Source organism: Arthrobacter sp. FW306-2-2C-D06B (assembly GCF_021789175.1).
Classification (GTDB): domain Bacteria; phylum Actinomycetota; class Actinomycetes; order Actinomycetales; family Micrococcaceae; genus Arthrobacter.
Genome location: NZ_CP084560.1, coordinates 1,496,429 through 1,521,756 on the forward strand (window position 1 = coordinate 1,496,429; position 25,328 = coordinate 1,521,756).

Consider the following 25,328-nt stretch of genomic DNA (forward strand, 5'->3'; position numbering starts at 1 on the left):
TGGGCACCATGACCACCAACGGACGCGGAACGTCCTTCAGGGATGTGTTCGCCGGAAACGTGTTCACCGGCACGATGTTCCGCGGTCGCATGTTCCGCGGTCCAGGGCCACGGGGCTGGTTCATCGGTGCGGGACTTTCCATCCTGCTCTGGGCCTGGCCGACGTGGAACATCGTGTGGTCCGTGGACGAGCCCTTGGCCTGGAAGGTGGCGGCATCGGCCTCCCTGATCGTGTTCTTCGCCGCCTACGTCTTCCTGCCGCAGATCAGTTGGCGCCTGGGCGTCCGGGCGGGCATCGTGTCCGTCTGCATCCTGCTGGCGCTGAACGGGCTAATGATCCTCATCATTGGAAGGGAGGCCTTGTGGACCTGGACGTTCCTCGCCTGCGCCATCGCCATGACCTCCCTTCCGCGGCGCACCGATTTCTTCCTCATCGTCGCCTTGGCCCTCGTCTCCTTCACCACCCAGCTGGTGACGGGCAACGGGGAGCAGGCCTTGCTCCAGGCCGGGATCATCTTGTCCCTCGGCCTCATGATGTCCGCCTTCGCGCGGCTGATCCGGCAGACCGCACGGCTCCGCGAAGCGCAAACTGAGCTCGCCGACGCAGCCGTTGCAGCCGAGCGCAGCCGCGTCGCGCGGGATATGCACGACATCCTGGGGCATTCCCTGACGGTGATCGCCGTGAAGGCCGAGTTGGCAGGGAGGATGCTGGACACCGTGCCCGGCGACTACCCTGCCCGGGACCGGGCAGCCGCCGAGATCTCCGCGGTGCAGGATCTGGCCCGCGGTGCGCTCGCCGACGTCCGGGCCACGGTGGCCGGCTACCGCGGCGTCAACGTACTGGCGGAGCTCGCCGTCGCCCGGACGGCCTTGGAATCGGCCGGGATCGACGCCGAATTGCCGGGAACCGTGGAGCAGGTTCCGGCGCGGCACCGGGAGCTCTTCGGCTGGGTCCTGCGCGAAGGCGTCACCAACGTGGTGCGGCACTCCGGTGCCGCGCGCTGCCGCGTCCGGTTGACGGCGTCGAGCGTGTTGGTGGAGGACGACGGCGTCGGCCCGGCTCCCGAAGGCCGCTCCGGGAACGGACTGGCCGGGGTCCGCGAACGCGTGGGTGCCGCCGGAGGAACGGTCAGCATTGGCCCGAGTGACCTGGGAGGGTTCAGATTGGCGGTGGAGGTATGAGCATCCGATTGGTGATCGCGGACGACCAGGCTCTCGTGCGCGGGGCATTGGCGGCTTTGCTGGGACTGGAGCAGGACATCGAGGTGGTCGCTGAACTGGGTGACGGGACAGGGGTGGCGGCCGCCGTCGTCGAGCATTCCGCCGATGTGGCGATGCTCGACGTCGAGATGCCCGGCCTGGACGGTATCAGCGCGGCGGCGGCCGTGCGGCGGGCCGCGCCGTCATGCCGGGTCCTCATGGTGACCACGTTCGGTCGGCCCGGCTACCTCAAGCGTGCCATGCAGGCCGGTGCCTCCGGATTCGTCGTCAAGGACACGCCCGCGCGGCAATTGGCCGAAGCGGTGCGCCGCGTCCATCAAGGGCTCAGGGTGGTGGACCCCGGGCTCGCCGCCGAATCTTTGACCGCGGGAGACAGCCCGCTGACCGAGCGGGAGGGGGAGGTGCTCAAGGCAGCGTCCGACGGCGGAACGGTGGCCGATATCGCGAAGTCGGCGATGCTTTCCGAAGGGACCGTGCGGAACTACCTCTCCGCCGCGATGGCCAAGACCGGTGGCCGGACCCGTGCCGAGGCTGTGCGGATCGCCGAAGACAACGGCTGGCTGCTCTAGCGGCCCGCACCCACGTATTCGGCAAGCTCGAGTCTGAGACAATGGACGGGTGACTGTAGTAGCAACGCCCCCCTCGCCCAAGCTCGAACTGCCCCCACTGCAGCTCGGCCGGATCACCGTGGACACCCCCGTGATCCTTGCCCCGATGGCCGGGATCACGAACTCGGCCTTCCGCCGACTGTGCCGTGAATACGGCGGCGGTCTGTACGTCGCGGAGATGGTGACCTCCCGTGCCCTGGTGGAGCGCACGCCGGAATCGTTGCGCATCATCTCCCACGACGATGACGAAAAAGTCCGTTCCGTGCAGTTGTACGGCGTGGACCCCGTCACCGTGGGCCAGGCCGTTCGCATGCTCGTCGAGGAAGACCGGGCGGACCACATCGACCTCAACTTCGGCTGCCCCGTGCCCAAGGTCACCCGGCGCGGCGGCGGATCCGCCCTCCCTTGGAAGATCGACCTCTTCACCTCCATCGTCCAGACAGCCGTCAAGGAGGCCTCCAAGGGCGATATCCCGCTAACCATCAAGATGCGCAAGGGCATTGACGAGGACCACCTCACGTACCTCGACGCCGGCCGCATCGCCCGCGATTCCGGCGTTGCCGCCGTCGCGCTCCACGGCCGCACCGCCGCGCAGTTCTACTCAGGCCAGGCCGACTGGTCCGCCATCGCACGCCTGCGCGAGGCCCTCCCGGACATTCCCGTCCTGGGCAATGGCGATATCTGGTCCGCAGAAGACGCAGTCCGCATGGTCCGTGAAACCGGGATTGACGGCGTCGTGGTGGGCCGGGGCTGCCAGGGTCGCCCGTGGCTCTTCGGCGACCTCCAGGCCGCGTTCGAGGGAAGCGACGAGCGCCACCGTCCGGGCCTGCGCGAAGTTGCCGACGGCGTCTACCGGCACGCCGAGCTCATGATCGAAACCTTCGGCAACGACGAGTACAAGGCGCTGCGCGAGATCCGCAAGCACATGGCCTGGTACTTCAAGGGCTATGTCGTAGGCGGGGAGCTGCGCGCCAAACTGGCCACCGTGCCGACCCTTGAGGTCCTCCGCGAGCTCCTGGACCAACTGGACATGGACCTGCCGTACCCGGGCGTCGACTCGGAGGGTCCGCGCGGACGCGCAGGTTCCCCGAAGAAGCCGGCCTTGCCCAAGGACTGGCTGCTCAGCAGGCAGATGGATGCGGATCAGACGCGCGATATCGCCGCAGCCGAACTCGACGTCTCGGGCGGCTGAAGCGCGGCCCGGGCCGCCGCGTGCACGCGCACTGCCAGAGTCGTGGAAAACTGGCTGCATAGGGACTGGCTGAAGAGACGCCGGTGCACGGCAAGCGGAGGAGGCAGATACCCATGGGAACTGAAGCGATGTCTGCAGCACGCCCGGCCGAAAACGCAACGGGCATTCCGGGCTATGTGGAAGCCGACTCGGCACGCTGGGTCCAGGAAGCCCGGAAGAACACCTACCGCTCGGACTTCGAGAGGGACCGGGCACGGGTGTTGCATTCGTCAGCGCTCCGGCGGCTCGGGGCGAAGACCCAAGTGGTGGCCCCGGACACTGACGACTTCGTCCGTACCCGGCTGACGCACAGCCTTGAAGTGGCCCAGGTGGGGCGCGAGTTGGGCCGCGCGCTCGGTTGCGATCCGGATGTTGTGGACACGGCGTGCCTGAGCCACGACCTTGGCCACCCGCCTTTCGGCCACAACGGGGAATCCGCGCTCAACGAGGTAGCCCACGGAATCGGTGGCTTCGAAGGCAACGCCCAGACCCTGCGCCTGCTGACTCGCCTTGAACCCAAGGTCCTTGCTGCCGACGGCCGGCCGGCCGGCCTGAACCTGACCCGCGCCAGTCTTGACGCCGCGTCCAAATACCCGTGGTCCGCCGTCGACGCCCCTGTCATCCACGGACAGCGGAGCAGTAAATTCGGTGCCTATGAGGACGATCTGCCCGTGTTTGCCTGGCTTCGTGACGGCGCGCCCGGCAACCGCTCCTGCATAGAGGCCCAGGTGATGGACCTGGCCGACGATATCTCGTACTCCGTCCACGACGTCGAGGACGCCATCGTTGCCGGTCACTTCCAGCTCAAGTGGCTGGACAACCCCGACCACCGGGCCCGCGTGGTGGGGTACACGAAGCAGTGGTACTTGCCCCACAACGATCCCGCCGAAATCGATGCTGCCCTGGCCCGCCTCGAAGCCACGAGCGTGTGGGTCCGCGAGGCCGATGGCAGCCGCAAGTCGATGGCGGCGCTGAAGGACATGACCAGCCAGCTCATCGGCCGGTTCTGCCAGAGTGCCCTGGAGACCACGAGGGCGCACTTCGGCCCGGACCACCTCACCCGGTACTCTGCGGATCTCATGGTCCCCGAGGGAACCACCACCGAGATTGCCGCCATGAAGGGCCTCGCCACGACGTTCGTGATCTCCACCGACCATCGGCAGCCCGTCTATGAGCGGCAGCGCGAAGTGCTGCACGCTTTGGTGGGCGTACTCAACGCGAGCGGAGACCGGCACCTGGAACCGATGTTCGCCGCGGACTGGCGGGACGCCCCCGACGACGGCGCCCGGCTTCGCGTCGTCATCGACCAAGTGGCGTCCCTGACGGACGCATCGGCGCTGGGGATGTACGAACGTCTGGTGGGCAGTCTGCCGTCGCTCTGGTAGCTCCCGTCTAGTTGTCCTGGTTGCCGGCCCACTCAAGGACCTCCCGTGCGGAGCGACTAGGATGGTGACGTGGCTGGCCTGATCAAACGTGAAGATATCGACGAAGTACGCCAGCGCACCGATATCAAGGAAGTGGTGGACGGCTACGTCACCCTCAAGGGCGCCGGACTGGGCACTTTCAAAGGCCTCTGTCCCTTCCACGACGAGCGCTCGCCGTCGTTCACTGTCCGTCCCCAGGTGGGCCGGTACCATTGCTTCGGCTGCGGTGAAGACGGCGATGCCATCTCCTTCGTCCAGAAGATGGACCACAGCTCCTTCCACGAAGCCGTGGAAAAGCTCGCAGCCCGGATCGGCTACGAGCTGCGCTATGAGGACGGCGGCACCGGTCCCAACCGCGAAGAGGTCGGCAAGCGCCAACGGCTGCTGGATGCCCACAAGATCGCCGACGAGTTTTTCCGCGCGCAACTGCTCACGGCAGGTGCCGCCGAGGGGCGCAACTTCCTCCACGGCCGCGGTTTCGACCGGACCGCCGCCGAACAGTTCGGCGTCGGCTACGCGCCGCAGGGTTGGGATTCACTCCTGAAACACCTGCGCGGACGCGGATTCACGGACGCTGAATTGAAGCTGACGGGGATGTTCTCCGCCGGGGGACCCGGTAACCAGCAGAGAATCTACGACCGCTTCCGCGGCAGGCTCATCTGGCCCATCCGGGACATTGCCGGCGACACCATCGGCTTCGGAGCCCGCAAGCTCTACGAGGACGACCATGGCCCGAAATACCTGAACACTCCGGAGACCGTGCTCTACAAGAAGTCCCAGGTCCTCTACGGCATCGACCTCGCCAAACGGAACATCGCCAAGGACCGGCAACTGGTGGTGGTGGAGGGGTACACGGACGTCATGGCCTGCCACCTTGCCGGAGTCGGTACCGCCGTGGCCACGTGTGGCACGGCTTTCGGTACTGACCACATCAAGATCGCCCGCCGCTTGCTGTCCGACGACGGCACCGGGGGAGAGGTCATCTTCACTTTCGACGGCGACGCCGCCGGGCAAAAGGCGGCATTGCGCGCCTTCGAGGAGGACCAGCGTTTCGTCGCGCAGACTTACGTGGCCGTGGAACCGAGCGGAGCAGACCCCTGTGACTTGCGCCAGCTCAAGGGCGATGCAGCTGTCCGGGACTTGATCGCCACCCGCCGGCCGCTCTTCGAATTCGCGATCCGGGCGTCCCTCAAACGCCACAACCTGGACACCGTGGAAGGCCGCGTCTCAGCCCTGCGGGAGTCGGCGCCTGTGGTTGCGCAGATCCGTGATTCGGGCATCCGCCCGGCGTATGTCCGCGAGCTGGCAGGCTGGCTCGGGATGCCCATTGAGGAAGTCAGCCGGGCAGTGGGCCTGGCTGCCAAGCGCGCTGCTTCCGGCGCGCCGGGTACCGCGGGGGCTGCAAGCACCGCAGGAGCCATGGGTGCCGGGCAGGGCACAACGCCGGGCCAGCCCGGCCAGCCGGCGGCAGCACCGCCGTCGGACGCCCCTATCGCCTTCATGCGCCCGGATCCGCGCGATCCCGTTGCCGCCATGGAGCGGCAGGCCCTCGAAGTGGTCATCCAGAACCCCGCCGTTCTGGGTGGCGAAGCTGCGCTCATCGGTGGCGCATGGGAACGGTTTGAAGCCTGCCACTTCGTCACTCCTGCCTACTCAGCTGTGCACACTGCCGTACGGGCCGCCGGGCTGGCCAATATTGGTGACCCTGTGGCCTGGGTGGAAGGGATTCGCCGGGAAGTCCCGGAACCACTCCAAGGCCTGGTCTCCGAGCTTGCAGTCGTTCCGCTTCCGGCCAGCACTCCCGAAGCGCTGCAGCGTTATTGCCGCGACATCCTGGCCCGACTTTTCGAACTGCAGATCACCAGGGTCAAGGCGGACAAGATGGGCCAATTGCAGCGCCTGGATGCCTCGGCCCAACCGGAAGAGTTCCAACGGCTCAACCGGGAACTCATGCAGCTGGAAATGCAGCGCCGCGCCCTCCGCATGGATAGCTGACGGCTTTCCCGGCGCCGATTTCGTTTCCCGGCAGCCCTTTGTTAGGCTTGTACACGCTTCATTCCTCCGTAGCTCAATTGGCAGAGCATTCGACTGTTAATCGAAGGGTTACTGGTTCAAGTCCAGTCGGAGGAGCTTTACTCAAAAATCCCCGTCCTCAGTAGAGGGCGGGGATTTTTGGCGTCTGGTGTATTTACCTGGTGGTGAGGGTGATGTCGTCGAGGTACATCCAGGTGTCGTCGGCGGGGCTGGAGCCGTCGAGGTGGACGTTGAACCAGAGGGTGACGGTCTGGCCTTTGTAGGCGGTGAGGTCGGCGGTGAGCTGGGTCCAGGTGCCGTTGTTGTTGCAGAGTTTGAACAGGCTTCCCAGGACCGTGCCGGTGGTGGTGCGGACTTGTGCTTCCATCCAGTCGTAGGGGCAGGCGTTGCCGGTGCAGGGGTCTTCCTGGCTGTGGGGCTGGTACCAGAAGGACAGCGTGGAGGTCCCGGTGGCGGGGACGGTGATGGTCTGGGACAGGCTGCTGTCGCCGAAGGGTTCTGCCCCGGATGCCAGGCCCAGGAGCGCGGAGCCGGTGCCGGTGTGGGCGGTGGTGGAGGCCACGGGTGCCTTGACGCCGCCGGTGGTCCAGGCGCTGAGCCCGGATTCGAAGCCGCCGTTGGTGATGGCCGAGGTGGTGGTTCCGGTGGGGGTGACCGGTGCCGAGGCCGTGGACGCCGGGGAGGTGCCGACGGCATTCGTAGCGGTGACCGTGAAAGTGTAGGCGGTGCCGTTGCTCAGCCCGGAGACGGTTGCCGTCGTCGCCGGCGGGTTCCCGGTGACGGTGACCGGGGCCAGGGTGGTGGCGCCGGCGTGCGGGGTGACCGCGTAGGAGCTGATCGGGGAGCCGCCGTTGGCCGGGGCGGTCCAGGACACGGTTGCCGAGGCGTTCCCGGCGGTCGCGGTGACCGCGGTGGGGGCGGCGGGTGCCGTGGCCCCCGCCGTCGGGGTGACCGGTGCCGAGGCAGCGGAGGCCGGGGAGGTGCCGACGGCATTCGTGGCGGTGACGGTGAAGGTGTAGGCGGTGCCGTTGCTCAGCCCGGTGACGGTGGTGCTGGTGGCGGGCGGGTTCCCGGTGACGGTGACCGGGGCCAGGGTGGTGGCGCCGGCGTGCGGGGTGACCGCGTAGGAGGTGATCGCGGAGCCGCCGTTGGCCGGGGCGGTCCAGGACACGGTGGCCGAGGCGTTCCCCGCGGTCCCCGTCACGCCGGTGGGTGCGGCGGGTGCCGTGGGCGTTGTCTGGGTGTTGGTGAGGGTGACGTCGTCGAGGTACATCCAGGTGTCATCCGCGGGGCTGGAGCCGTCCAGGTGGACGTTGAACCAGAGCACGATGCTCTGGCCGTTGTAGGCGGAGAGGTTCGCGCTGAGCTGGGTCCAGGTGCCGTTGTTGTTGCAGAGTTTGAACAGGCTTGCCAGGACCGTGCCGCCGGTGGTGCGGACCTGTGCTTCCATCCAGTCGTACCTGCAGGCGGTCCCGGTGCAGCTCTCGTCGGCGGTGTGCGGCTGGTACCAGAAGGACAGCGTGGACGTCCCGGAGGCGGGCATGGTGATGGTCTGGGACAGGCTGCTGTCCCCCAGCGGCTCGGCCCCCGATGCCAGGCCCAACAACGCAGAACCCGTGCCGGTGTGCGCAACGGTGGAGGCCACGGGTGCCTTGCCGCCGCCGGTCGTCCAGGAGGCCAGCCCGGACTCGAAACCGCCGTTGGTGACCCCAGGAACCGGGGCCGAAGGCGTGACCGGGGCCGAGGCGGCCGACGCCGGAGACGTTCCGACGGCGTTCGTCGCCGTGACCGTGAACGTGTACGCGGTGCCGTTAGTCAGTCCGGTGACGGTCGCCGTCGTCGAGGGCGGATTTCCGGAGACCGTCACCGGAGCCAGGGCCGTGCCACCGGTGGAAGGCGTCACCGTATAGGAAGTGATCGGGGAGCCGCCGTTGGCCGGAGCCGTCCACGACACCACCGCGGAAGCGTTCCCCGCCGTCGCGGTCACACCGGTCGGTGCCGCGGGCGCCGTCGGGGCCGTCGGGGTGACGGGCGCGGACGCGGCGGACGGAGCAGACGTCCCGACGGCGTTCGTCGCCGTCACGGTGAACGTGTACGCGGTGCCGTTGCTCAGTCCGGTGACGGTCGCCGTCGTCGAGGGCGGATTACCGGAAACCGTCACCGGAGCCAATGCCGTGCCACCGGACGAAGGCGTCACCGTATAGGAAGTGATCGGGGACCCGCCGTTGGCCGGCGCCGTCCACGACACCACCGCGGACCCGTTCCCCGCCGTCGCAGCCACGCCTGAAGGTGCGGCGGGCGCGGTCGGCGCCGTTGATGCGTTGCCCAAGGCCTGGGCGACCGTTTGAACCGACGTGGTTCCGTTGGCCGTTCTCGCAGCCAGCCACGTGACAAACGTCTTGAAGAGATTGGGATCGATAGTCAACGTCGGATCTGTTCCGACGGCGATGTGGTGGAAGGTCAGCTGGACCCAGCCCCCTCCCGGTTCCGCGTTGGTCACGAGGTCCTCGAGGTTCTGCAGCGTCCACGTGCTGTCCACTTCATCCGGCGCGGCCGTGTTGTACGGGTTGGCCGGGGGGAGGGTTTCCGCGAAAGGGCAGCTCGAGCAACTCGCAGGCGAACGGATATCACCCAAATTGCGCGCACTCGCAAAACCGCAATTCTTCACGATTTGCTCGACGGAAGAGTTTTCAGCCGCGAAGGGATAGGCGAAATCGGTGGCGTTGAATCCCCAGCTGGCAAGCGTGGTCCGGCCGCCGCAAACCTCGTTGGTTGCTGCCGAGGTGGATAGCGTGGTGAGGTCCGGGTGGGTGATGGTGTGGCCACCGATCTCGTTGCCGTCCGCAGCGATGCTGTTCAGGTTGGCTCGGGTGAGCCATGACGGATTATCGATCCAGCTGGTGGTAATGAAGAAGGTGCCGTGCAATCCGAGTGACTTCAGTAACTGTTCGGCCGGGAGCTGATCGGCATTGCCGTCGTCGAAGGTCAGGCTGACGATGGTCTTCGGGAGCGCCGCACGCGCAGGAGGCGCCAAGTACACAGCGGAGTAGCCCAGCAAAAGCAGCACGGACGCGGCCGCGGCCCAGCGGAACCATGCGGGCCGCCGGAACAGTATGGTCAGGAGCCGCATCGGCTTCCCCTTTTTCTGAACAGACCGGGTCAGAATCCCCAGATCCGGAGCCTATTGGCTATGCACGGCACGGGTTAAGAGTGGGTGGTACCCGTTTTCGGCCCGGTCTCCCGCTCTTCCACTCGAGCTCCGATGCGGGTACCAGCCCCAAGGCCGCCGACTCAAGCGAAAGGGGAGTACCTTCCCTCAGAGACGAGCTCGATTGTCCCGTCGAGCACCCTCACCACCGGTCCATGTCCCGGCAGGATGGTCTCAGCGCCCAATTGCCTGAGAGCCTCAACGCTGGCCAAGGTCTCCGACGGGTGGTGATGGAAGATGGCGGGCAACAACTGCGGACCGCGGACCGGACTGACTGCGTGGCCAGTGACGAGTGCGTCCCCGGTGACCACGGCTTTCGCCGGAGGCACGAAGAAGGACACGTGGCCGCTGGTGTGCCCGCCGGTGGCGACGATCCGGGGAGATCCCGGGAGCGCGTCCAGAATGACCTGGGTCATCGAAGCGACACCCGGGACCGCGACGTCGGACAAGCCCCCGGAGCGGATGGCGTGAACGGCCCACGCGCCGACCCTGGGACGGAGGATCCGCAAACCAAGATCTTTGACGGTGACTTGTTCGAGGACCTCCCGGCGGATGTTCGGCAACTCCGCATGCGACGCGAATACCGGAATGCCCGTTGCTGATATTCTCGCGGCATTCCCGATGTGATCCGAGTGACCATGCGTCAGGAGAACTCCGGCAGCATTTTCCATGGACAGTCCGAGGAAATTCATGCTCGACTGGAGCAAGGGCCAGTTCCCGGGATAGCCCGTGTCAATGAGGGTGAATTCCTTGCCCCGCTTGAGGATCGTCCAGTTGACGGCAGGCCCTTGGACGAAGAAGACGTTATCGGCAACTTCCGTCACGTTGTCCTCGGCTGACCAGTTGTTCGACATGCTTCCTTCTGTTCCTCTGTGTCACGGATGCGCTCCGTATGCGCTTCGTGTGAGCCACGTGCGTGCCACACGCGCGCCGGACCATACTATCCTCGGTGAGAGCGTCGGCTCCGCGGCACTTGGCGATACCCGGGAGGGGTATCCTGCTGCCCTTCCCGTAGGGTCCGAGGCTCGATTTCACTTGAGGCAAAACCTTTGCTAAAGTCATAACCGCTTCATTCCTCCGTAGCTCAATTGGCAGAGCATTCGACTGTTAATCGAAGGGTTACTGGTTCAAGTCCAGTCGGAGGAGCGCAAAGGTCCCGCACCGATTTTATTGGTGCGGGACCCGTTTTTTTGCCTCGGTTTGTCTGATTTTGCGCAATTGCTCGAATGGGCAGAATCTCAGCGCCAAGTCGTCAAACGAAGTCCATTTCCACTTGGAGGAATCTCGCTGCCTCGGCCACGGCGGACTGGAAGGCGTCATCTTCGGTGGGCGGCGTCCTCGGCTCCCGCGGGTGCCATTCGTGGGCGGCGGAGTGGACGCGGGTGAATCCGCCGCCAGGTGGGGCGTAGAAGATTCCGAAGCGTTGGACGGGCCATTCGGGGGAGGTCTCCGGAGCCACGAGCAGGGCCGCGCCGTTTGTCGGATTGAACCACTGCGCAATCGGCCGGCGGCGGTCCTCGGTGAAGAGTCCAGCCGCGTAAAGGGCCGCGGATTGCGGGCTTGTCACGGTGCACAGACGATCCCACCACAGCGGCAGGATGCCATCATCCTTGCGCTGCCATGGGGCTGGAATAGGCTGGAGTTCCTGCCAACGGGGCACATCTCAACTTTATCTCCGGGCCATGACCGGCAACAGGCCTCGAAGCAACGGAAGGCCTGCTTAGTCCCGTTTCCATGGCCCGGGATTGATCCGGTAGAGGATTGCCGAACCGACGACAGCGCCCAGCAGCGCTCCGAACACAGGGTTTCCGGCCCCACGGCCCAGCAAGAAGCCGACGACGGCGCCGAGCATCGCTCCGAGGAAAAGGCCCCTGCCGTTGCGGTGCGGTTTGCGCGTCATGGTTTGAGCCTACTTCTCCGTGCCGACGTCCGGGCTTCTCGAATCAGTGGACAGCTGCTCAGTGGATGGAGGGGACGGACCGGGGCCGCACGACGAGCCAGAGGGCCGACACGGCGCCTGCGAGGCACGCGGCCTGGACGGCCCCCATGGGAACGGCAGAACCGACGCCCAGCCAGCCAACCACGGGCGGGATGATGCCGGCCATCAGGAAGTTCGAGGCACCCAGCAGGGAGGCCGCGGTTCCGGCCTGTGCGCCATGGTTGGCCAGTGCAATCACCTGGACGCAGGGGAACATGAACCCGGTGGCAAGGATGTAGAACCACAACGGGACCATGACACCCCATAGGCCGAAGCCGAGCAGATCGAAAACGACAATCAAAAGCGCCATGAGCAGCATCCAGGCCGTAGCGAACGCCATGATCCATTGGGGTGCCACCCGCCGGATGACCCTGGAGCTGATCTGGACGCCGGCGACGATGCCCAAGGAATTGACGCCGAACAGCAAGCCGTATTCCTGCGGAGAAAAGTCGTAGACCTGTTGGAACAGGAAAGTGGACGCGGAGAGGTAAGCAAACAGTCCGCCGAAGTTGAACCCTCCCACGAGCAGCATCCCGACGAAAATCCGGTCGGCGAACACGGCCTTGTAGCGTTGGCCCGCCGTCGACGTCGTCTGCCGGCGGAGTTCGGCAGGATACGTTTCCCGGATAAGGAAAACCGCCGCAATGAACACGAGAATTCCGTAGCCCGCCAGGAAATAGAAGATCCCGGGCCATGGCATCACCAACAGCAGTTGTGATCCGATGATCGGAGCCAGAATGGGTGCAAGGCCATTCACCAGCGACATGCGCGAGAACATCCGCACCATGGCGTAGCCCGCGAAGAGGTCCCGGACCATCGCCATGGCAACCACACCACCGCCGGCTGCGCCGACGCCCATCAGGACGCGGAAAAGGGCAAGTGTGCTGATGTCAGTGGACAGCGCTGCGCCGAGGGAGGACCCGATGTGCAGGGCCGTTGCCAGAATCAAGGGCATGCGGCGCCCGAACTTGTCGCTGAACGGACCCACCACCAATTGGCCAATGGCGAAGCCCACCGTTGTGCCGGTCAGTGTGAGTTGGATCGCAGCCGCTGACACATCGAAATGATGCTCCAGCGCGGGAAACGCCGGCAAATAGAGATCCACTGTGAATGGACCCAAAGCGGTCAATGCGCCAAGTAGCAGGATATAGAGGAGTTTTTCGCGTCGACTAAGGGAATCGCCCGGTACAGGGGGAGTGTTCACGATTATCAATCCTATGTGCGACAGATCATATTTATCAGCGATGGCTGGGCGCGCCGCAGGACCGCCCCGGAAGTTGAGGCTGAAGCTGAATGGTAGTTTTGTGGACAGGTGCGCGTGGGCGGCTGTATTCGTCTCCGTGCCGGAGCCGGGTAGGAGCAAGATGGAAGCAGTGAGGCGGAACCTATGAGTGGACGTCACAGCGGCCGGGCTGGCCAACGCCCGGGAATTTCGGCGTTGCCGAACACCCTGAAACTTGCCGCCCGGCTCGCGCCGCGGCAGCTCAACGACGAAATCAGCCTGGCCAAGCTTGAACTTAAGGGCAAAGGCAAACAGCTGGGTGTTGCCGGCGCCTTCGCTGGCGTTGCGCTGATCTTCCTCTCTTTGCTCGTCATCGCCTTGGTTGTGGCGGCCATCTTGGGGCTGGCCACGGTCATGCCCCCGTGGCTGGCTGCGCTTGTGGTTGCGGCGGCGTTCCTTTTGATCATTCTTATCGGGGCACTCGTCGCCTTCCGGGCGTTCAAGGGTGCCATGCCGCTTGTTCCTGAGAAGACCATCCGCGGCATCAAGCACGATCTCGGCATAGTCAAGGAGGGCACTTCCTTCGACGCCAGCATTCTCGACCCCTCGTCGGAAGCATACAAGGCAGCGGAAGCCGCGAAAGCCGCCGCAGCTGAGAAAGCCAAGGCTGAAAAAGCCGCCAAGGCAGAAGCACACAAAGCCGAGCAACCCCCCGCCCCAAGCGAAGCTGAGCTGCTCCGCCGTCTGGAGCAGCGCCGCGAGCACCTGGCCGACGTCCGCGATCAGCTCGGCGTCGAACTCGACGTCAAGACCCAGGGGAAGGTCCTCCGCGACGTTGCCGGGCAAAAGCTCGACGACGGCCGCCGGTTCGCGGCCGACAAGCTCGCCGATTTCAGTGGGAAAGTTCCTGCCGGGCTGCCGGAGCGTCTCGCCGCGCGCTGGAAAGAGCTATTTCTCTTCGCCGCTTCCGCCACCGTGGCCGCAGTAGGACTGCGGAAGCTGTTCAAGAAGTAATCGGGACGGCAAGCAGCAGCGTCACCGCGGACACAGAAAGGGGGACAGGTGAAGTTCATCGGTGCAGGCGCACGCCCGGGCCAGCCACAGATCGACCACGATCTCATCTTCACCGTCCCCAATTTCCTGACAGTGTTGCGCTTCATGGGCGTCCCGCTGTTCGTGTGGCTGGTGCTATGGCAAAGGGAATACGGTTTCGCCGTGCTGGTTCTCGCCATCATGGGCGGTACTGACTGGGTGGATGGCTACGTCGCGCGGCGTTTCAACCAAACCTCCAAACTGGGCCGCATCCTCGATCCCGTCGCGGACCGCCTGGCACTCATCACCGTCGCTGTCACGCTCGCCATCGCCGGTGTGGTGGATTGGTGGTACCTGGCCGCCCTCGTCGTGCCCGACGTCGTCCTTGCCACGGCGTCATTGTTCTATTTCCATAGCCACCCCGACCTCCCCGTGAGCCGGATCGGCAAGATCAGGACCGCGTTCCTGCTCCTGGGCACGCCCCTCCTGGTCCTCTCAAAGCTCGCGATTCCCTACACCGGTGTGTACTTCGTGATCGCATGGATCTGCCTGGGCTTGGGTCTGGCAGGGCACTGGGTGGCGGCCTACAACTACTTCTGGGCAATCCTCCGTAAGGGCAAAGAACTCAAAGCCAACGACGGCGGTCGCAGCTGATGGCCTGGTTCGCAGTCCTTCTTGCGGTGCTTGGCGCCTTCTGCCTTGCCATTGGCGCCCAGCGCCAGGGCAGCGCGGTTAAGGCCGATACCGGCGGCCTCGCGCTCAGTTCAAAGGGATTCCTGAGGCTTCTGCGAAATCCGCGGTGGATGCTTGGCCTGCTGTTGCTAGCCCTCGGCATGGGCATGAACGCCATTGCCTTGGTGTCGGCACCGCTGACGGTGGTCCAGCCCATCGGAGCGATCGCCTTGGTCATCACCACCGTGGTCAACGCCAAGGACCAGGGACTCAAAATCAATCGCGGCACGGTAGTGGCGATCTCGGCTTGCGTGACCGGCTCGGCGATGTTCGTCCTGTTGGCCGTCAACGCCACCCAGGAGAACCATCACGTCAGCGGCGAGGACGAAATCACCATCGTGCTCCTGTTGACCCTCGCCGTCGGGCTCTTTGGAACGTTGGCCGTGATGTTCCGGCACCGCTTGAGTGCTTTCGTGTACATCCTGGGAGCCGGTGTGTTGTTCGGATTCGTCGCGGTGCTGACGCGCATCATCGGCCGGCACCTGCTGGACCCGAACGGGCACTTTTTGCTTAACGTTCAGTGGTACACGTTGGTGGCAATCGCCGCCGCCGGCGGGCTCGGTTCATGGTTCGTGCAGAGCGCCTACTCCGGTGGGCCACCGGATTTAGTGATCGCAGGGCTGACTGTGGTGGACCCCATTGTCGGAATTGCCATCGGGATCGCAATTTTGGGTGAGCTTCGTCCCGATGTCCACGCCGTGCTTGCAATCGGCATGGCCGTGGCTGCTTCCCTTGCTATCGTGGGGGTTATTGCCTTGAGCCGGCACCATCCCGAGGTCACCAAGCGAAAACGTGACGCGAAGGCGGCTGCAAGCCGGAAGGCCTAGGGCAAAGTTCGACAACCGTGCCCCGCACACCCGCGGCAGGCAACCGGCGAAGACACCGCAGGGCAAACGTTTTGCGATGTTCGCACCGTGACCATCAGGAGTTCTCCACGTGACTGTTCCCGAAACCAACAAACCCCTCACCATTCTGATCGCGGCGGAGACCTACCGCCCGCAGGTCAACGGTGCTGCTCAGTTCGGGTACCGGCTTGCCAAAGGCATGAAGGCACGGGGGCACGATGTCCACGTCCTGGCCTGCCGGGCGGACAACGGCAAGAGCTTCACCGAGTTCGGGGATGAAGGCACCGTGCACCGCTTGAAGTCCCACGGAGTCTTTACGCACGAGTACTTTCGCATCTGCTACCCCTGGGAAATCAAGAACGACATTCGGATGCTCTTCGACAAGGTGCAGCCCGACGTCGTTCACATCCAAAGCCACTACATGATCGGCGAACACGTTCTCTACGAGGCGAAGAAGCGGGGCATCCGGATCATCGCCACCAACCACTTCATGCCCGAAAACCTGAACCCGTTCTTGCCGTTCCCGCAGTGGTTCAAGGACATCATCGGGAGGGTCTCGTGGAAAGACATGGGCAAGGTCATGGGCCAGGCCGATGTCGTCACGACTCCCACGCCGCTGGCCGCGAAGGCCATGCACCAGCACGCTTTCCTCCGCAAGGTCCTGCCTCTGTCCAATGGTATTGACGCAGCCGCTTATGAACTTGGGCCGGGCGAAGAGATCGAGCGGAATCCCGACCCCACCGTTCTCTTCGTCGGCCGCCTTGCCGAAGAAAAGCATGTGGACGTCCTGATCGACGCGGTCGCCAAAACACCCGCTGAACTCAATGTGCATCTTGAGATCGTCGGCGGCGGCGAGGTCCGTCCCGCATTGGAGGCACAAGCCAAGCGCCTGGGCCTGGGCGGGCGGGTCAGGTTCCTGGGGCTCGCAAGCGATGAGGAACTCAGGAAGGCGTACCTTCGCGCTGACCTGTTCTGCATGCCCGGAACCGCCGAACTGCAGTCCCTCGTAACACTTGAGGCGATGTCGGCGTCGACGCCGGTTCTGCTCGCCAACGCGATGGCCCTGCCGCACCTTGTGCGTGAAGGCGAGAACGGGCATCTGTTCACGCCAGGGGACAGCAATGAGCTGGCAGCCCGGATCACCGAGCTCTTCCGTCTGCCGGCCGGCGAACTCGAAGCCATGGGCAAGGCCAGTCGCACCATGGTGGAGCCGCACAGCATCCAAGGCACACTGCAGACGTTCGAGGACCTCTATCGCGGGGCGGGCTATGAGGACAAGGTCATCTAGCCATCTGGATCCGGTGCGGTCTCCCCGTTGGCATCGGGAGCCTAATTGTTTTGCTAGAGTGTTTTGGCCGGGGACGCTGACAAAGCGTCCCCGGTGACTCGGGGCTATAGCTCAGCTGGTTAGAGCGCGGGACTCATAATCCTAAGGTCCTCGGTTCAAGTCCGAGTAGCCCTACCCGAAAAGAGCCCCTGACCTGCGGAAACGCAAGTCAGGGGCTCTTTCAGCTGACGTACGTGCGCCTGCTGGACGCCATGCCCGAATCACAGCTCGGCGTTCACGCAGGATCTGTCACGCCATCGGCCTGCGTCGCTCGGCAGTTTCCCAGGTCTGTGGAAGGCTGCTATCAGAGGGGCGGAGCTCCTACCGTGTCGTACATGGCGTAGTCGTCGGTGGTGACGGTGCCGTTGCTGAACAGGCTCAACCCGAAACTGATGGCAGTGGCCCCGGCAGGGAGCGCCGGCGTCGTGAAGCTTGCCTGTGTATAGGTAGTGGCGGTATTCAGCCACGGTCCGGAGGTCCAGTACACCCAGTTGTTCGAGGCGTCACGGTAATACAAAGCGAACTGTGTGACGGCTGTGGAGGTGTACCAAACACGCACCGAGTAGGTGTGTCCTGCGACGGCCGCAGGTGGGCACGTACTGGTGTCCATGGTGGGCAGCAGTTTCGCGTCACCGTTGGAGTATCCCGTGATGGTGAGCTTCTCCGCCTTTGTACCTGTGTGAGCCGTGGCTACGGTGCTGAACACGGCCGTGTTGGTGCCGTATCCGCCGGCCTGCCAGCACAGCGGGAACGAGCCCGAGCCGGCCGTTTCAAGGCCTGGGTTCTGGACCAAATTGCCTCCCGCCGGCGGGGGCGGCGGGGGCGGCACGACGGCGACGTCGTACATCTCGTAGTCGTCGGTGGTGATGGTGCCGTTGGTTTGGATGTTCAGGCCCCAACTGATACCTGAGGCACCGGCCGGCAGGGGAGGGGTGGTCCAGGTGGTTTGGGTCCAGTTCGTCGCGGCGCCGATCAGGGGGCTTGCGGTCCAGTATTTCCAGAATCCGTTACCAATTCGGTAATAGAGTTCGAATTGGGTTGCTGCAGTGGATTTGAACCAGGCTTTCAGCTGATACGTATGTCCGGTTGTGCCGGTCGGTGAGCAGCCGCCCAGGTCCAGGGCGGGTAGGAGTTTCGCGTCCCCGGACGCCCAGCCGGTCAGGGTGAGCTGTTCGGCGTTCTTACCGGTGTGGCCGGGGGAGACAACGGCGAAGGCAGGGGTGTTGGTGCCGTATCCGCCGGCTGCCCAGCACTGCGGGATCGTGTTGACCAGGGTTTCCAGGCCGGGGTTTTGGATCATGTTCGTCCCGGGAGGGGGCGGTGGGGGTACGGCAGGGCCTTGGACGGCGGGCTTCTGGGTGCCGCCGACGGTCTGGTCCACGGTCTTCACGGCAACGGTACCGGCCGTCTTTTGTTGGGCCAGCCAGGTGGCGAACTGGTTGAACAGGGTGGGGGTGATGGTCAGCGTGGGGTCCGTGCCGACGGCGATGTGGTGGAAGGTCAGTTGGACCCATCCGCCGCCGGTTGTTTGGGCGTGGGTCACCTGGTTCTCCAGATTCTGCAGGGTCCAGGTGCTGTCCACCTCGTCCGGTGCCGCAGTTACGTAGGGATTGGCCGGGGGGATGGTGTCTGCCGCGGGAAGCGTCGCCGAGGCGGGGTCCTTGCTGGCGGCGTCGCCCAGGCCGCGGGCGCTGTTGAACCCGCATTGTTTCACCAGGGCCTCGGTGGCCGGGTCTTCGGAGGCGAAGGGGTAGGCGAAGCTGGTGACTTTGAAGCCCATGTTCATCAGTGCCACCCGGCCGTTACAGATCTGCCGGGTCGATTCGGCGGGGGTCAGGGACACAAGATCCGGGTGGGTGACGGTGTGTCCGCCGATCTCATTGCCGTCGGCGGCGATTTGCTGGAGGTTGGCGCTTGTCAGGTAGGTGGGCTGGTCGATCCACCCGGTGGTGATGAAAAACGTGCCGACCAGGCCCAGGCTCTTCATGGTGCTCTCGGCCGTCAATTGGTCCGCGTTGCCGTCATCGAACGTCAGCGACACCACAGTGTTCGGAGCGGCATGCGCCGGTGCGGCGAATCCCACTCCGGCCAGCAGGCCGGCAACAATCAGCGCCGTGCTGCCGAAAGCGGTCCAGCGTTTGCGAAAGTGCCTAGCGAGCCGAATTCCGGAGACGTCGGGCGCTGCACGGCCCTCGAGCCGCGATACGGTTGCCGCCAGTTGCTCATCCGTGGTCCTCATGGTCAACTCCTCCCCAGCCTGGAAAATGCACCAGAAGCTGAGTGATCCTTCGTTGATTTCCAGGAAGGTGCCGCTCGAAAAGGGAGTCCGCTTTGGGTTCCGGCCGGTGGCACCCGGTTGTGATTACTTCACACACGCGTACTTTAGAGGCTACGACCGACCGGTCGGCGCAAAAACGAGTGGTCAACACTCGTTCTTTCTGAGCCTCCGTTAGGTAGCCGTCCTGATGTAGCTAGTTACTTGCCGTTGGATCGTTTCCCACGAACGTCCCGGGCGGCATCCAGGCGCCGAACACCGGGCCCGGATCCGGCCGCTTCGCGTGCCGTCCGTCGTCGGAGATTCGTTGCTTGAGACGTTGCAGGACCCAGGGAAACAAGTGCTCACGTGCCCAGATAATGTCATCGGTCCTTGCTTCGCGCCAAGTGCGCCCGGGTAGGTCTTTCGGTGTCATCGGTTCCAAGGTGTGGGGGACGTTGAGGGTATTGAGCACCATGATCGCGATGGTGTGTTGCCCTAGGGGCGAGAAGTGCAGCCGGTCCGGATCCCACATCTGGGGGTGGGTGAGTTGACGCAGGGCCCAGAGGTCGGCGATTACCGCATCGTGGCGCGCAGCGATGGTGCGCAGGTTCTCGTTGAAGATGGCCACCTTGGCGCGGGTCCGTCCCAGGACCGGCGTAGCGCCCCAGTCCGGGCCGGCGAAAAGTACAACCGTTGCGCCGGTGGAGGCCAGGCGTTGCACGCCGGCGTCCATCCGCGCGGCGAGTTTGTCGGGATCGCTCCTACGGAAGATCAGGTCATTGCCCCCCGCATTGAGAGTGATCAAATTCGGTTTCAGGGCCAGCGCGGGGCCCACCTGCTCATCCAGGATCTGATGGAGCAACCGTCCGCGAACTGCCAGGTTTGCGTACGCGAAATCTTCGTGTCCGGCGCTCAGTTCTTCCGCGACCCGGTCCGCCCAGCCCCGCAGGCCTCCCGGGCTGCGCGGCTCCGGATCTCCTACCCCTTCGGTAAACGAATCACCGAGCGCCACATAACGGCTCCACGGGTGCAGGCGGGCCCCGGGACCAACAGGGCCACCCTGCGCCCGACCATCGGCGCTGGGAGCGTTCATCCCTCCATACTGCTCCTGCCGGGGCCCAAGGCGCCACGGCCTCCCTTCTTCGCTCGCCGGATGCGCATCCTAGAGTTATCGTGTGAGCCTCGAATTGCCCCCGCTGATCGATCCTGAACTGTGGTCATTCGTCGATGAATCCCGCGCGTTCTACGCCCGGCGGCCGGCCGGCCGTGGTCCGGGAAATCGGGGAGAGCTGCTCGCATTCCGAGCGGGCGCGGCGGCACCCGCGGAATGTGATCCACCACCAATCACAGTGCTGGCAAGCGCACTTGGCCGAAGTGTCCCGGTGCGGATCCACATGCCGGTCAGCACACCGGTGGTGGGCGTGTTCCTGGAAATCCACGGCGGTGGCTTCTACATGGGCTCCGCCGCCGGAAGCGACGTCCGCAACAGGCGGCTTTCGGAGTCGCTGGGTATTGCAGTGGTCAGCGTGGATTACCGGCTCGCTCCCGAACACCCGTGGCCATCCGCACCCGACGACTGCGAGACGGCGGCGCTGTGGCTGGTAGAGCACGCCGAAGGTCGTTTTGGTACCACGAACCTCGCTATGGGTGGATTCTCTGCCGGTGCGACCCTGGCGGTGTCTACGCTTGTGCGGTTGCGCGACCGCCGGGTCACGGCATTCAGTGGCGGTGTGCTGCAGTTCGGCACCTATGACCTCGCCGCGAAGACTCCAGCCGGACGCCTGATCGCCGAGGAGTATTTTCTTGACGCCTATGCGGGGACCGCTCCGGATCGCACCCACCCCGACATTTCACCGCTCTTCGCCGAGCTCGCGGGGCTACCGCCGATCCTGATCGTGATCGGCAGCGAGGACATCCTTCTGGAAGACAATCTCGCCATGGCCGCACGGCTGTCGGACGCCGGTGTCGACGTCGACCTGCGTATCTATCCCGCCTCCCCTCACGGCTTCACCGGGCACGCGACGCCGATGGCACGAGCCGCCCTCGATCACATCGACGCATGGCTTCGGGTTCGGCTGGGCACAGGAGACTGAATCGCTCGGCCGTGGCGATCACGCGGGTCGATTCCGGCACCAATGCGCAAGGTGCGACACACTTGGGCGGGTGGCAGACAGGTATAGAGCATGAGGCCCCCTTCCAATGCTCCCGACCGGGAGCGCACCTTCAGATTGCTGTATGAACTGGTCTACCCAGAACTCATGAGATTTGTTCAACGCCGCGCCCACCCTGACCAGGCCGAAGACGTTGTCGCCGACGCATTCCTTGTCGTGTGGCGCCGCCTCGATGAGTTGCCAAGCAGCCGTGGTGACGCGAGGGCATGGATCTTCGGCATTACGCGAAACATCCTGCTGAACACTCACCGGGGCGAACGGCGTCGTTTAGCCCTTGGCGTTCGTCTCGCGGACGCCGCAGCTCTGGCCTCCCTCGACGACGACGCCGACCCGATCGTGAATCGCGTGGACCTGGCCAGCGCGTGGCATGCGCTATCGGAGGTCCATCAGGAGGCCTTGGGTCTTGTTGTCTTTGAAGACCTCAAAGCACCGGAGGCGGCCGCAGTACTCGGCATCTCACCGGTCGCCTTCCGTCTGCGAGTGAGCCGTGCCCGCCGAGCCCTTCGCCTCCTCCTCGAACACCTACCCCGGCAGTCCCGCACACCTGCGGCTTCTTTCGAAAGGACAACCACGCCATGACGCGCAATCAAGAGATCGATGCTCTGCTTCGATCACTGGACGCCGCGGACCACAGCGGCCCCGTCGACAGTGAAAGGGCCGACGCCGATCTTTGCCGCATCTTGTCCACCGACCCGGCGCGGACCCCATCCGAGCGCCCCTCGATGAAAACCGCTGCCCGCAATCGTACGCCTGGAGGTAACAGGTGGACCTCCCGCAGGGCCGCGGTAGTGGGAGGAATGGTGGCGGTAGTCACGGCAGGCCTGGTTGTCTTGCCGTCCTTGTCAGGCGGGGATCCTGCGTTTGCCAGCTGGACGCGCGTTCCTGCCGGCATGACTGAAACTGAACGTGCCAGTGCCGCATCGGAGTGCCGCGAATCCAAGAAGAATGTAGGGGGTGGAATGTACGCTGACGACGTCGACTCGGCTGCGGTGACGATTGCCGAACGGCGCGGCGTCTGGACCACAGTGGTGCTCACGGGTGAGGACGGGTTCTCGGCACTGTGCATTACCGACGACGCCGTCAGTCTTTTCGGTAAGGGCATGATCGGATCGGTTGGAAAGCCCATCCCTCACACGGTTCCCGGCCCGCGTGAGATAACCGCCACGGCTCTAGGAACGGGAACCATGAGCGCAGGCGACATTTCCTTGGCGGCCGGCATCGCGGGCTCTGACATTCTCTCAGTCGTCTATAGAAGCCGGACCCACGGGGACGTGACAGCGACCGTGTCCCGGGGACACTTCGCCTTGTGGCTGCCAGGAGACGAACTGCGGAACGCGTCGAGCGATGGCGCCAAGGTCGAAGTGACCTACCAAGACGGCACCACGGGAACGAGTCGTCTGACCCTTTAGGACAACCAGACAAGTGAGGGCCCTTTAGCCGGTGAACATCAAGCCCTTGGGCTGGATGGAGGCGAGTTCCTTGATCGGGGCGAGAGCGCCCGTTCCCAAGTCCAGGTTTGCCAGGTAGGCGGGTCCGGCGTCGGGCACCACCGTGGAGACGGCTTCGCCGGCCTTGAACGGGCCAGTGATGGAGAAGACCTTGTTGTCCTTCGGATCCGTGACCAGGAGGGTCTGGTTGGAGTGGGCTGCGAACACGGTGTCATCCAAGGGCTGGGCAACCGAAAGCATCTGGAGGGCTTGCTTGCTGCTGCCCGGGTTGGAAGCGAAGATCAACTGCTGGTCCGCCTGCGCGTCAAGCATGAAGGAGTTCTTGAACCGCGGAGCGGCCGCCGGAACCTGGGTGTTGGAGTCCGGGTCCGTGAGGCCGAGCGTGGTTGCCTTTCCAGCCTGGGGGCCATTGGCTGCGGTAGCCGTGGCGCTGTCACCGAAGAGAGGCGTCAGTTTGGCGGTGGTGCCTTCCAATGCGACGGAATAGGCGGCGGGACCCGAGGTATCAACCGGCGCTGAGGCACTGACGAGGATCTTGCCGTTCACGACAGATACGGCATCGGTTCCCCCACCGTGGGTGAGGCCCGAATATGTGTACGTGGTCAGCGGCTTCGCCTGCTCAGGGCTGATCGTGGAGAAGCTCGAGTTGCCGTCCTCGTTGGCGGTGAGGAGGAGACGGTGGTGTTCCGGATCGGCCGTAAGCCCGTCAACCTTGCCCGTGACTTGCCAGGACTTGCCGGGCTTTCCGTCGAGGCTGAACTGCTGAACGGTGCTGGCTGTGGTGCCGTTTGCAGAGGCCTCGCCCAAGGGGCCTACGCCATTCTGGAACGAGACGTACACGGAGTCGCCCATCCGCGTGATGTCGTCGGGTGCTGACTCGGTGCCGACCGGGGAGAAGGTCTTCACGGTGAATCCGGCGGCCGGGGCGTGTGCTTCGCCCTCGTCAGCGGCGGATGCCGGCAGGGCAACCGAGGCAAGAGCGGAGGCGGCGACTGCGGCGCCAACCAACACCATCGAGGTCCGCTTGAGGTTGTTGCGTGAGACAGGCATTGAAAATCGTCCTTAGATTGGGGAAATGATGTCCCTGCCAAGCTATGGAGGCGGGCTGGGAGGGAACCGTGCAAAGGGCAAACACCGGGAGACCCGGAGGTTAACGGCAACCATTTCGGCTTCGGACGATGACGCTACGCAAGACAGCAGTCCGCCAAGAGGTCGGTGCACCTGCTTGCTTGTGTGGAGCACTGTCATTGCTGTAAGTTACTCACCAGTAACTTACGCGAAGGAGTGCCATGTCCAAGGCAGCAATCGACCTCGAGAATCTCCCGTATCCCGACGGTGACTTCTATGGCTTTGAGCAATTGCTCACGGGCAAGGAGCGGGACCGGCTGGCTGAGATCCGGGGCTTCCTTTCCCGTGAGGTCAAGCCGATTGCCGTCGATTGCTGGAACCGCGGGGAATTCCCCATGGACCTGATTCCCAAACTGGCTGAGATTGACCTCGTCAGTCCGGTCAGGCGGCAAGGCTATTCCAACGTGTTCGCTGGCCTTGTCCACGCAGAGGCAACCCGCGCTGATGCCTCAATCGCCACCTTCATGGGCGTTCACGATGGCTTGTTCACTGGTTCAATCGAGGCGTTGGCATCCCAAGAGCAGCAGGATGCCTGGCTGCCCGACATATACTCCCTCAAGAAGATCGGCGCCTTTGGGCTGACCGAGCCATTGGGTGGCTCGGACGTCGCAGGCGGCACCCGGACCACCGCGCGCCGCGACGGAGACAACTGGATCCTCAATGGGGCCAAGCGCTGGATCGGCAATGCCACCTTCTCGGACTGGGTTGTGGTCTTCGCCCGCGACATCGGCGACAATCAGGTCAAGGGTTTCCTGGTGGACACGAGCCTCCCTGGATTCAAGGCAAGCAAGATCGAGAACAAGATCTCGCTGCGGACCGTCCAGAATGCCGACATCACCCTCGAGAACGTGGTTGTCCCGGACTTCTTCAAGCTGGCCCACGCAAACAGCTTCAAGGACACCAACAAGGTGCTCAAAGTCACGCGGCTTTCGGTCGCGTGGCAAGCAGTGGGCCAGCAGCTTGCCGCGTTCGACGTTGCCCGCCGCTACGCGGTTGAACGGATGCAATTCGGGAGGCCCCTGGCATCGTTCCAATTGGTGCAGCAACAACTCGTCCAGATCCTGGGCAACACAGTGAGTTCCATGGGCATGATGGTCCGTCTCGCCCAGCTTGAGGATGCCGGCGTGGCCAAGGACGAGCAGTCCGCGCTGGCGAAAGCCTTCACGACGGCCCGCATGCGCGAAAGCGTTGCGCTGGGCCGCGGCATCCTGGGCGGCAACGGCATTGTCACGGACTACGAGATGGCCAAGATCTTCGCCGACGCCGAGGCGATCTACTCCTACGAAGGCACCCACGAAATCAACACCCTTGTGACGGGGCGGGCCATCACGGGGATTTCGGCCATCGTCTAGAGGCAGCAAATCGTCGAGAGGCAGCAACACGGACGGCCGGAGATCCGTGACGAAGGCGAGCGGGTTGACGTAGTCCTCCCCATGCCGCACTCCCCAATGAAGGCACGGTGA

General features: G+C 64.5%; 21 protein-coding genes and 3 tRNA genes. 16 read left to right on the plus strand and 8 right to left on the minus strand.

The genetic code is table 11. The annotated features are described in order from the left end of the window. Window positions 1-8 precede the first annotated feature (8 nt). The 6 genes from LFT47_RS07035 to LFT47_RS07060 all read left to right on the plus strand — a co-directional run bounded on the left by LFT47_RS07035 (window position 9) and on the right by LFT47_RS07060 (window position 6,613). Window positions 9-1,181: a sensor histidine kinase gene (locus LFT47_RS07035; protein WP_236816546.1), complete on the plus strand. Its 1,173-nt coding sequence runs from the start codon at window positions 9-11 to the stop codon at window positions 1,179-1,181. Further along, complete coding sequence (locus tag LFT47_RS07040) at window positions 1,178-1,789, plus strand: response regulator transcription factor (protein ID WP_236816547.1); 612 nt, start codon at window positions 1,178-1,180, stop codon at window positions 1,787-1,789. Before LFT47_RS07035 ends, LFT47_RS07040 begins: the two co-directional genes overlap by 4 nt. 49 nt (window positions 1,790-1,838) lie before the next feature. Next, window positions 1,839-3,020: a tRNA dihydrouridine synthase DusB gene (dusB, locus tag LFT47_RS07045; protein ID WP_236816550.1), complete on the plus strand. Its 1,182-nt coding sequence runs from the start codon at window positions 1,839-1,841 to the stop codon at window positions 3,018-3,020. Window positions 3,021-3,133: 113 nt separating this feature from the next. Next, the gene (locus tag LFT47_RS07050; protein ID WP_442863444.1) at window positions 3,134-4,444 is read left to right on the plus strand and encodes a deoxyguanosinetriphosphate triphosphohydrolase; all 1,311 of its coding nucleotides are present in this window, start codon (window positions 3,134-3,136) and stop codon (window positions 4,442-4,444) included. 69 nt (window positions 4,445-4,513) lie between these two features. Next, window positions 4,514-6,478, plus strand: coding sequence for a DNA primase (gene dnaG / locus LFT47_RS07055; protein WP_236816552.1), 1,965 nt, complete (start codon window positions 4,514-4,516; stop codon window positions 6,476-6,478). Window positions 6,479-6,540: 62 nt separating this feature from the next. After that, a tRNA-Asn gene (locus LFT47_RS07060) sits at window positions 6,541-6,613 on the plus strand. A 58-nt stretch (window positions 6,614-6,671) separates the two neighbouring features. On the opposite strand, the gene LFT47_RS07065 is transcribed toward LFT47_RS07060, so the two are convergent. Continuing rightward, the gene (locus LFT47_RS07065; protein ID WP_236816556.1) at window positions 6,672-9,647 is read right to left on the minus strand and encodes a fibronectin type III domain-containing protein; all 2,976 of its coding nucleotides are present in this window, start codon (window positions 9,645-9,647) and stop codon (window positions 6,672-6,674) included. A 161-nt stretch (window positions 9,648-9,808) separates the two neighbouring features. Then, window positions 9,809-10,579 (minus strand): MBL fold metallo-hydrolase, encoded by a 771-nt coding sequence (locus tag LFT47_RS07070; RefSeq protein ID WP_236816558.1) that lies wholly within the window; start codon window positions 10,577-10,579, stop codon window positions 9,809-9,811. Window positions 10,580-10,798: 219 nt separating this feature from the next. On the opposite strand from LFT47_RS07070, the gene LFT47_RS07075 reads away from it, so the two are divergent. Beyond that, window positions 10,799-10,871: transfer RNA gene (locus tag LFT47_RS07075), tRNA-Asn, on the plus strand. Between the two features lie 106 nt (window positions 10,872-10,977). Here LFT47_RS07075 and LFT47_RS07080 read toward each other — a convergent pair. Genes LFT47_RS07080 through LFT47_RS07090 form a run of 3 tightly spaced genes read right to left on the minus strand, consistent with a single transcriptional unit; the run spans window position 10,978 to window position 12,913 of the window. Beyond that, window positions 10,978-11,385, minus strand: coding sequence for a hypothetical protein (locus LFT47_RS07080; protein WP_059387862.1), 408 nt, complete (start codon window positions 11,383-11,385; stop codon window positions 10,978-10,980). A 60-nt stretch (window positions 11,386-11,445) separates the two neighbouring features. Next, complete coding sequence (locus tag LFT47_RS07085) at window positions 11,446-11,625, minus strand: glycine zipper domain-containing protein (RefSeq protein ID WP_236816563.1); 180 nt, start codon at window positions 11,623-11,625, stop codon at window positions 11,446-11,448. A gap of 58 nt (window positions 11,626-11,683) precedes the next feature. Further along, complete coding sequence (locus tag LFT47_RS07090) at window positions 11,684-12,913, minus strand: multidrug effflux MFS transporter (protein WP_236818438.1); 1,230 nt, start codon at window positions 12,911-12,913, stop codon at window positions 11,684-11,686. A 177-nt stretch (window positions 12,914-13,090) separates the two neighbouring features. Between LFT47_RS07090 and LFT47_RS07095 the strand changes: the two genes are divergently transcribed. From LFT47_RS07095 to LFT47_RS07115, 5 genes are all read left to right on the plus strand, one after another. Continuing rightward, window positions 13,091-13,939, plus strand: a complete 849-nt coding sequence (locus tag LFT47_RS07095) for a phage holin family protein (RefSeq protein WP_236816565.1) — start codon at window positions 13,091-13,093, stop codon at window positions 13,937-13,939. A gap of 48 nt (window positions 13,940-13,987) precedes the next feature. Next, the gene (locus LFT47_RS07100) at window positions 13,988-14,611 is read left to right on the plus strand and encodes a CDP-alcohol phosphatidyltransferase family protein (protein WP_236816566.1); all 624 of its coding nucleotides are present in this window, start codon (window positions 13,988-13,990) and stop codon (window positions 14,609-14,611) included. After that, window positions 14,611-15,516 carry a DMT family transporter gene (locus tag LFT47_RS07105; protein ID WP_236816568.1) on the plus strand — a complete coding sequence of 302 codons (906 nt, stop codon included), beginning with the start codon at window positions 14,611-14,613 and terminating at the stop codon, window positions 15,514-15,516. The genes LFT47_RS07100 and LFT47_RS07105 overlap by 1 nt, the downstream gene beginning before the upstream one ends. A 109-nt stretch (window positions 15,517-15,625) precedes the next feature. Further along, the gene (locus tag LFT47_RS07110; protein WP_236816570.1) at window positions 15,626-16,822 is read left to right on the plus strand and encodes a glycosyltransferase; all 1,197 of its coding nucleotides are present in this window, start codon (window positions 15,626-15,628) and stop codon (window positions 16,820-16,822) included. 100 nt (window positions 16,823-16,922) lie between these two features. Beyond that, window positions 16,923-16,996 (plus strand) — tRNA-Ile (locus LFT47_RS07115). Between the two features lie 169 nt (window positions 16,997-17,165). Here LFT47_RS07115 and LFT47_RS07120 read toward each other — a convergent pair. Continuing rightward, window positions 17,166-19,100, minus strand: a complete 1,935-nt coding sequence (locus LFT47_RS07120; protein ID WP_236816571.1) for a polysaccharide deacetylase family protein — start codon at window positions 19,098-19,100, stop codon at window positions 17,166-17,168. A gap of 232 nt (window positions 19,101-19,332) precedes the next feature. After that, window positions 19,333-20,211: an SGNH/GDSL hydrolase family protein gene (locus LFT47_RS07125; RefSeq protein WP_236816572.1), complete on the minus strand. Its 879-nt coding sequence runs from the start codon at window positions 20,209-20,211 to the stop codon at window positions 19,333-19,335. 82 nt (window positions 20,212-20,293) lie between these two features. Between LFT47_RS07125 and LFT47_RS07130 the strand changes: the two genes are divergently transcribed. The 3 genes from LFT47_RS07130 to LFT47_RS07140 all read left to right on the plus strand — a co-directional run bounded on the left by LFT47_RS07130 (window position 20,294) and on the right by LFT47_RS07140 (window position 22,698). Then, window positions 20,294-21,211, plus strand: a complete 918-nt coding sequence (locus LFT47_RS07130) for an alpha/beta hydrolase (RefSeq protein WP_236816573.1) — start codon at window positions 20,294-20,296, stop codon at window positions 21,209-21,211. A gap of 90 nt (window positions 21,212-21,301) precedes the next feature. Continuing rightward, the gene (locus tag LFT47_RS07135; protein ID WP_236816574.1) at window positions 21,302-21,868 is read left to right on the plus strand and encodes an RNA polymerase sigma factor; all 567 of its coding nucleotides are present in this window, start codon (window positions 21,302-21,304) and stop codon (window positions 21,866-21,868) included. Further along, window positions 21,865-22,698, plus strand: a complete 834-nt coding sequence (locus tag LFT47_RS07140) for a hypothetical protein (protein WP_236816575.1) — start codon at window positions 21,865-21,867, stop codon at window positions 22,696-22,698. The genes LFT47_RS07135 and LFT47_RS07140 overlap by 4 nt, the downstream gene beginning before the upstream one ends. A gap of 24 nt (window positions 22,699-22,722) precedes the next feature. Here LFT47_RS07140 and LFT47_RS07145 read toward each other — a convergent pair whose 3' ends face one another. Then, window positions 22,723-23,787 carry a hypothetical protein gene (locus LFT47_RS07145; RefSeq protein WP_236816576.1) on the minus strand — a complete coding sequence of 355 codons (1,065 nt, stop codon included), beginning with the start codon at window positions 23,785-23,787 and terminating at the stop codon, window positions 22,723-22,725. 239 nt (window positions 23,788-24,026) lie between these two features. Between LFT47_RS07145 and LFT47_RS07150 the strand changes: the two genes are divergently transcribed. After that, complete coding sequence (locus LFT47_RS07150; RefSeq protein WP_236816578.1) at window positions 24,027-25,217, plus strand: acyl-CoA dehydrogenase family protein; 1,191 nt, start codon at window positions 24,027-24,029, stop codon at window positions 25,215-25,217. The last annotated feature ends 111 nt before the right edge of the window (window positions 25,218-25,328 follow it).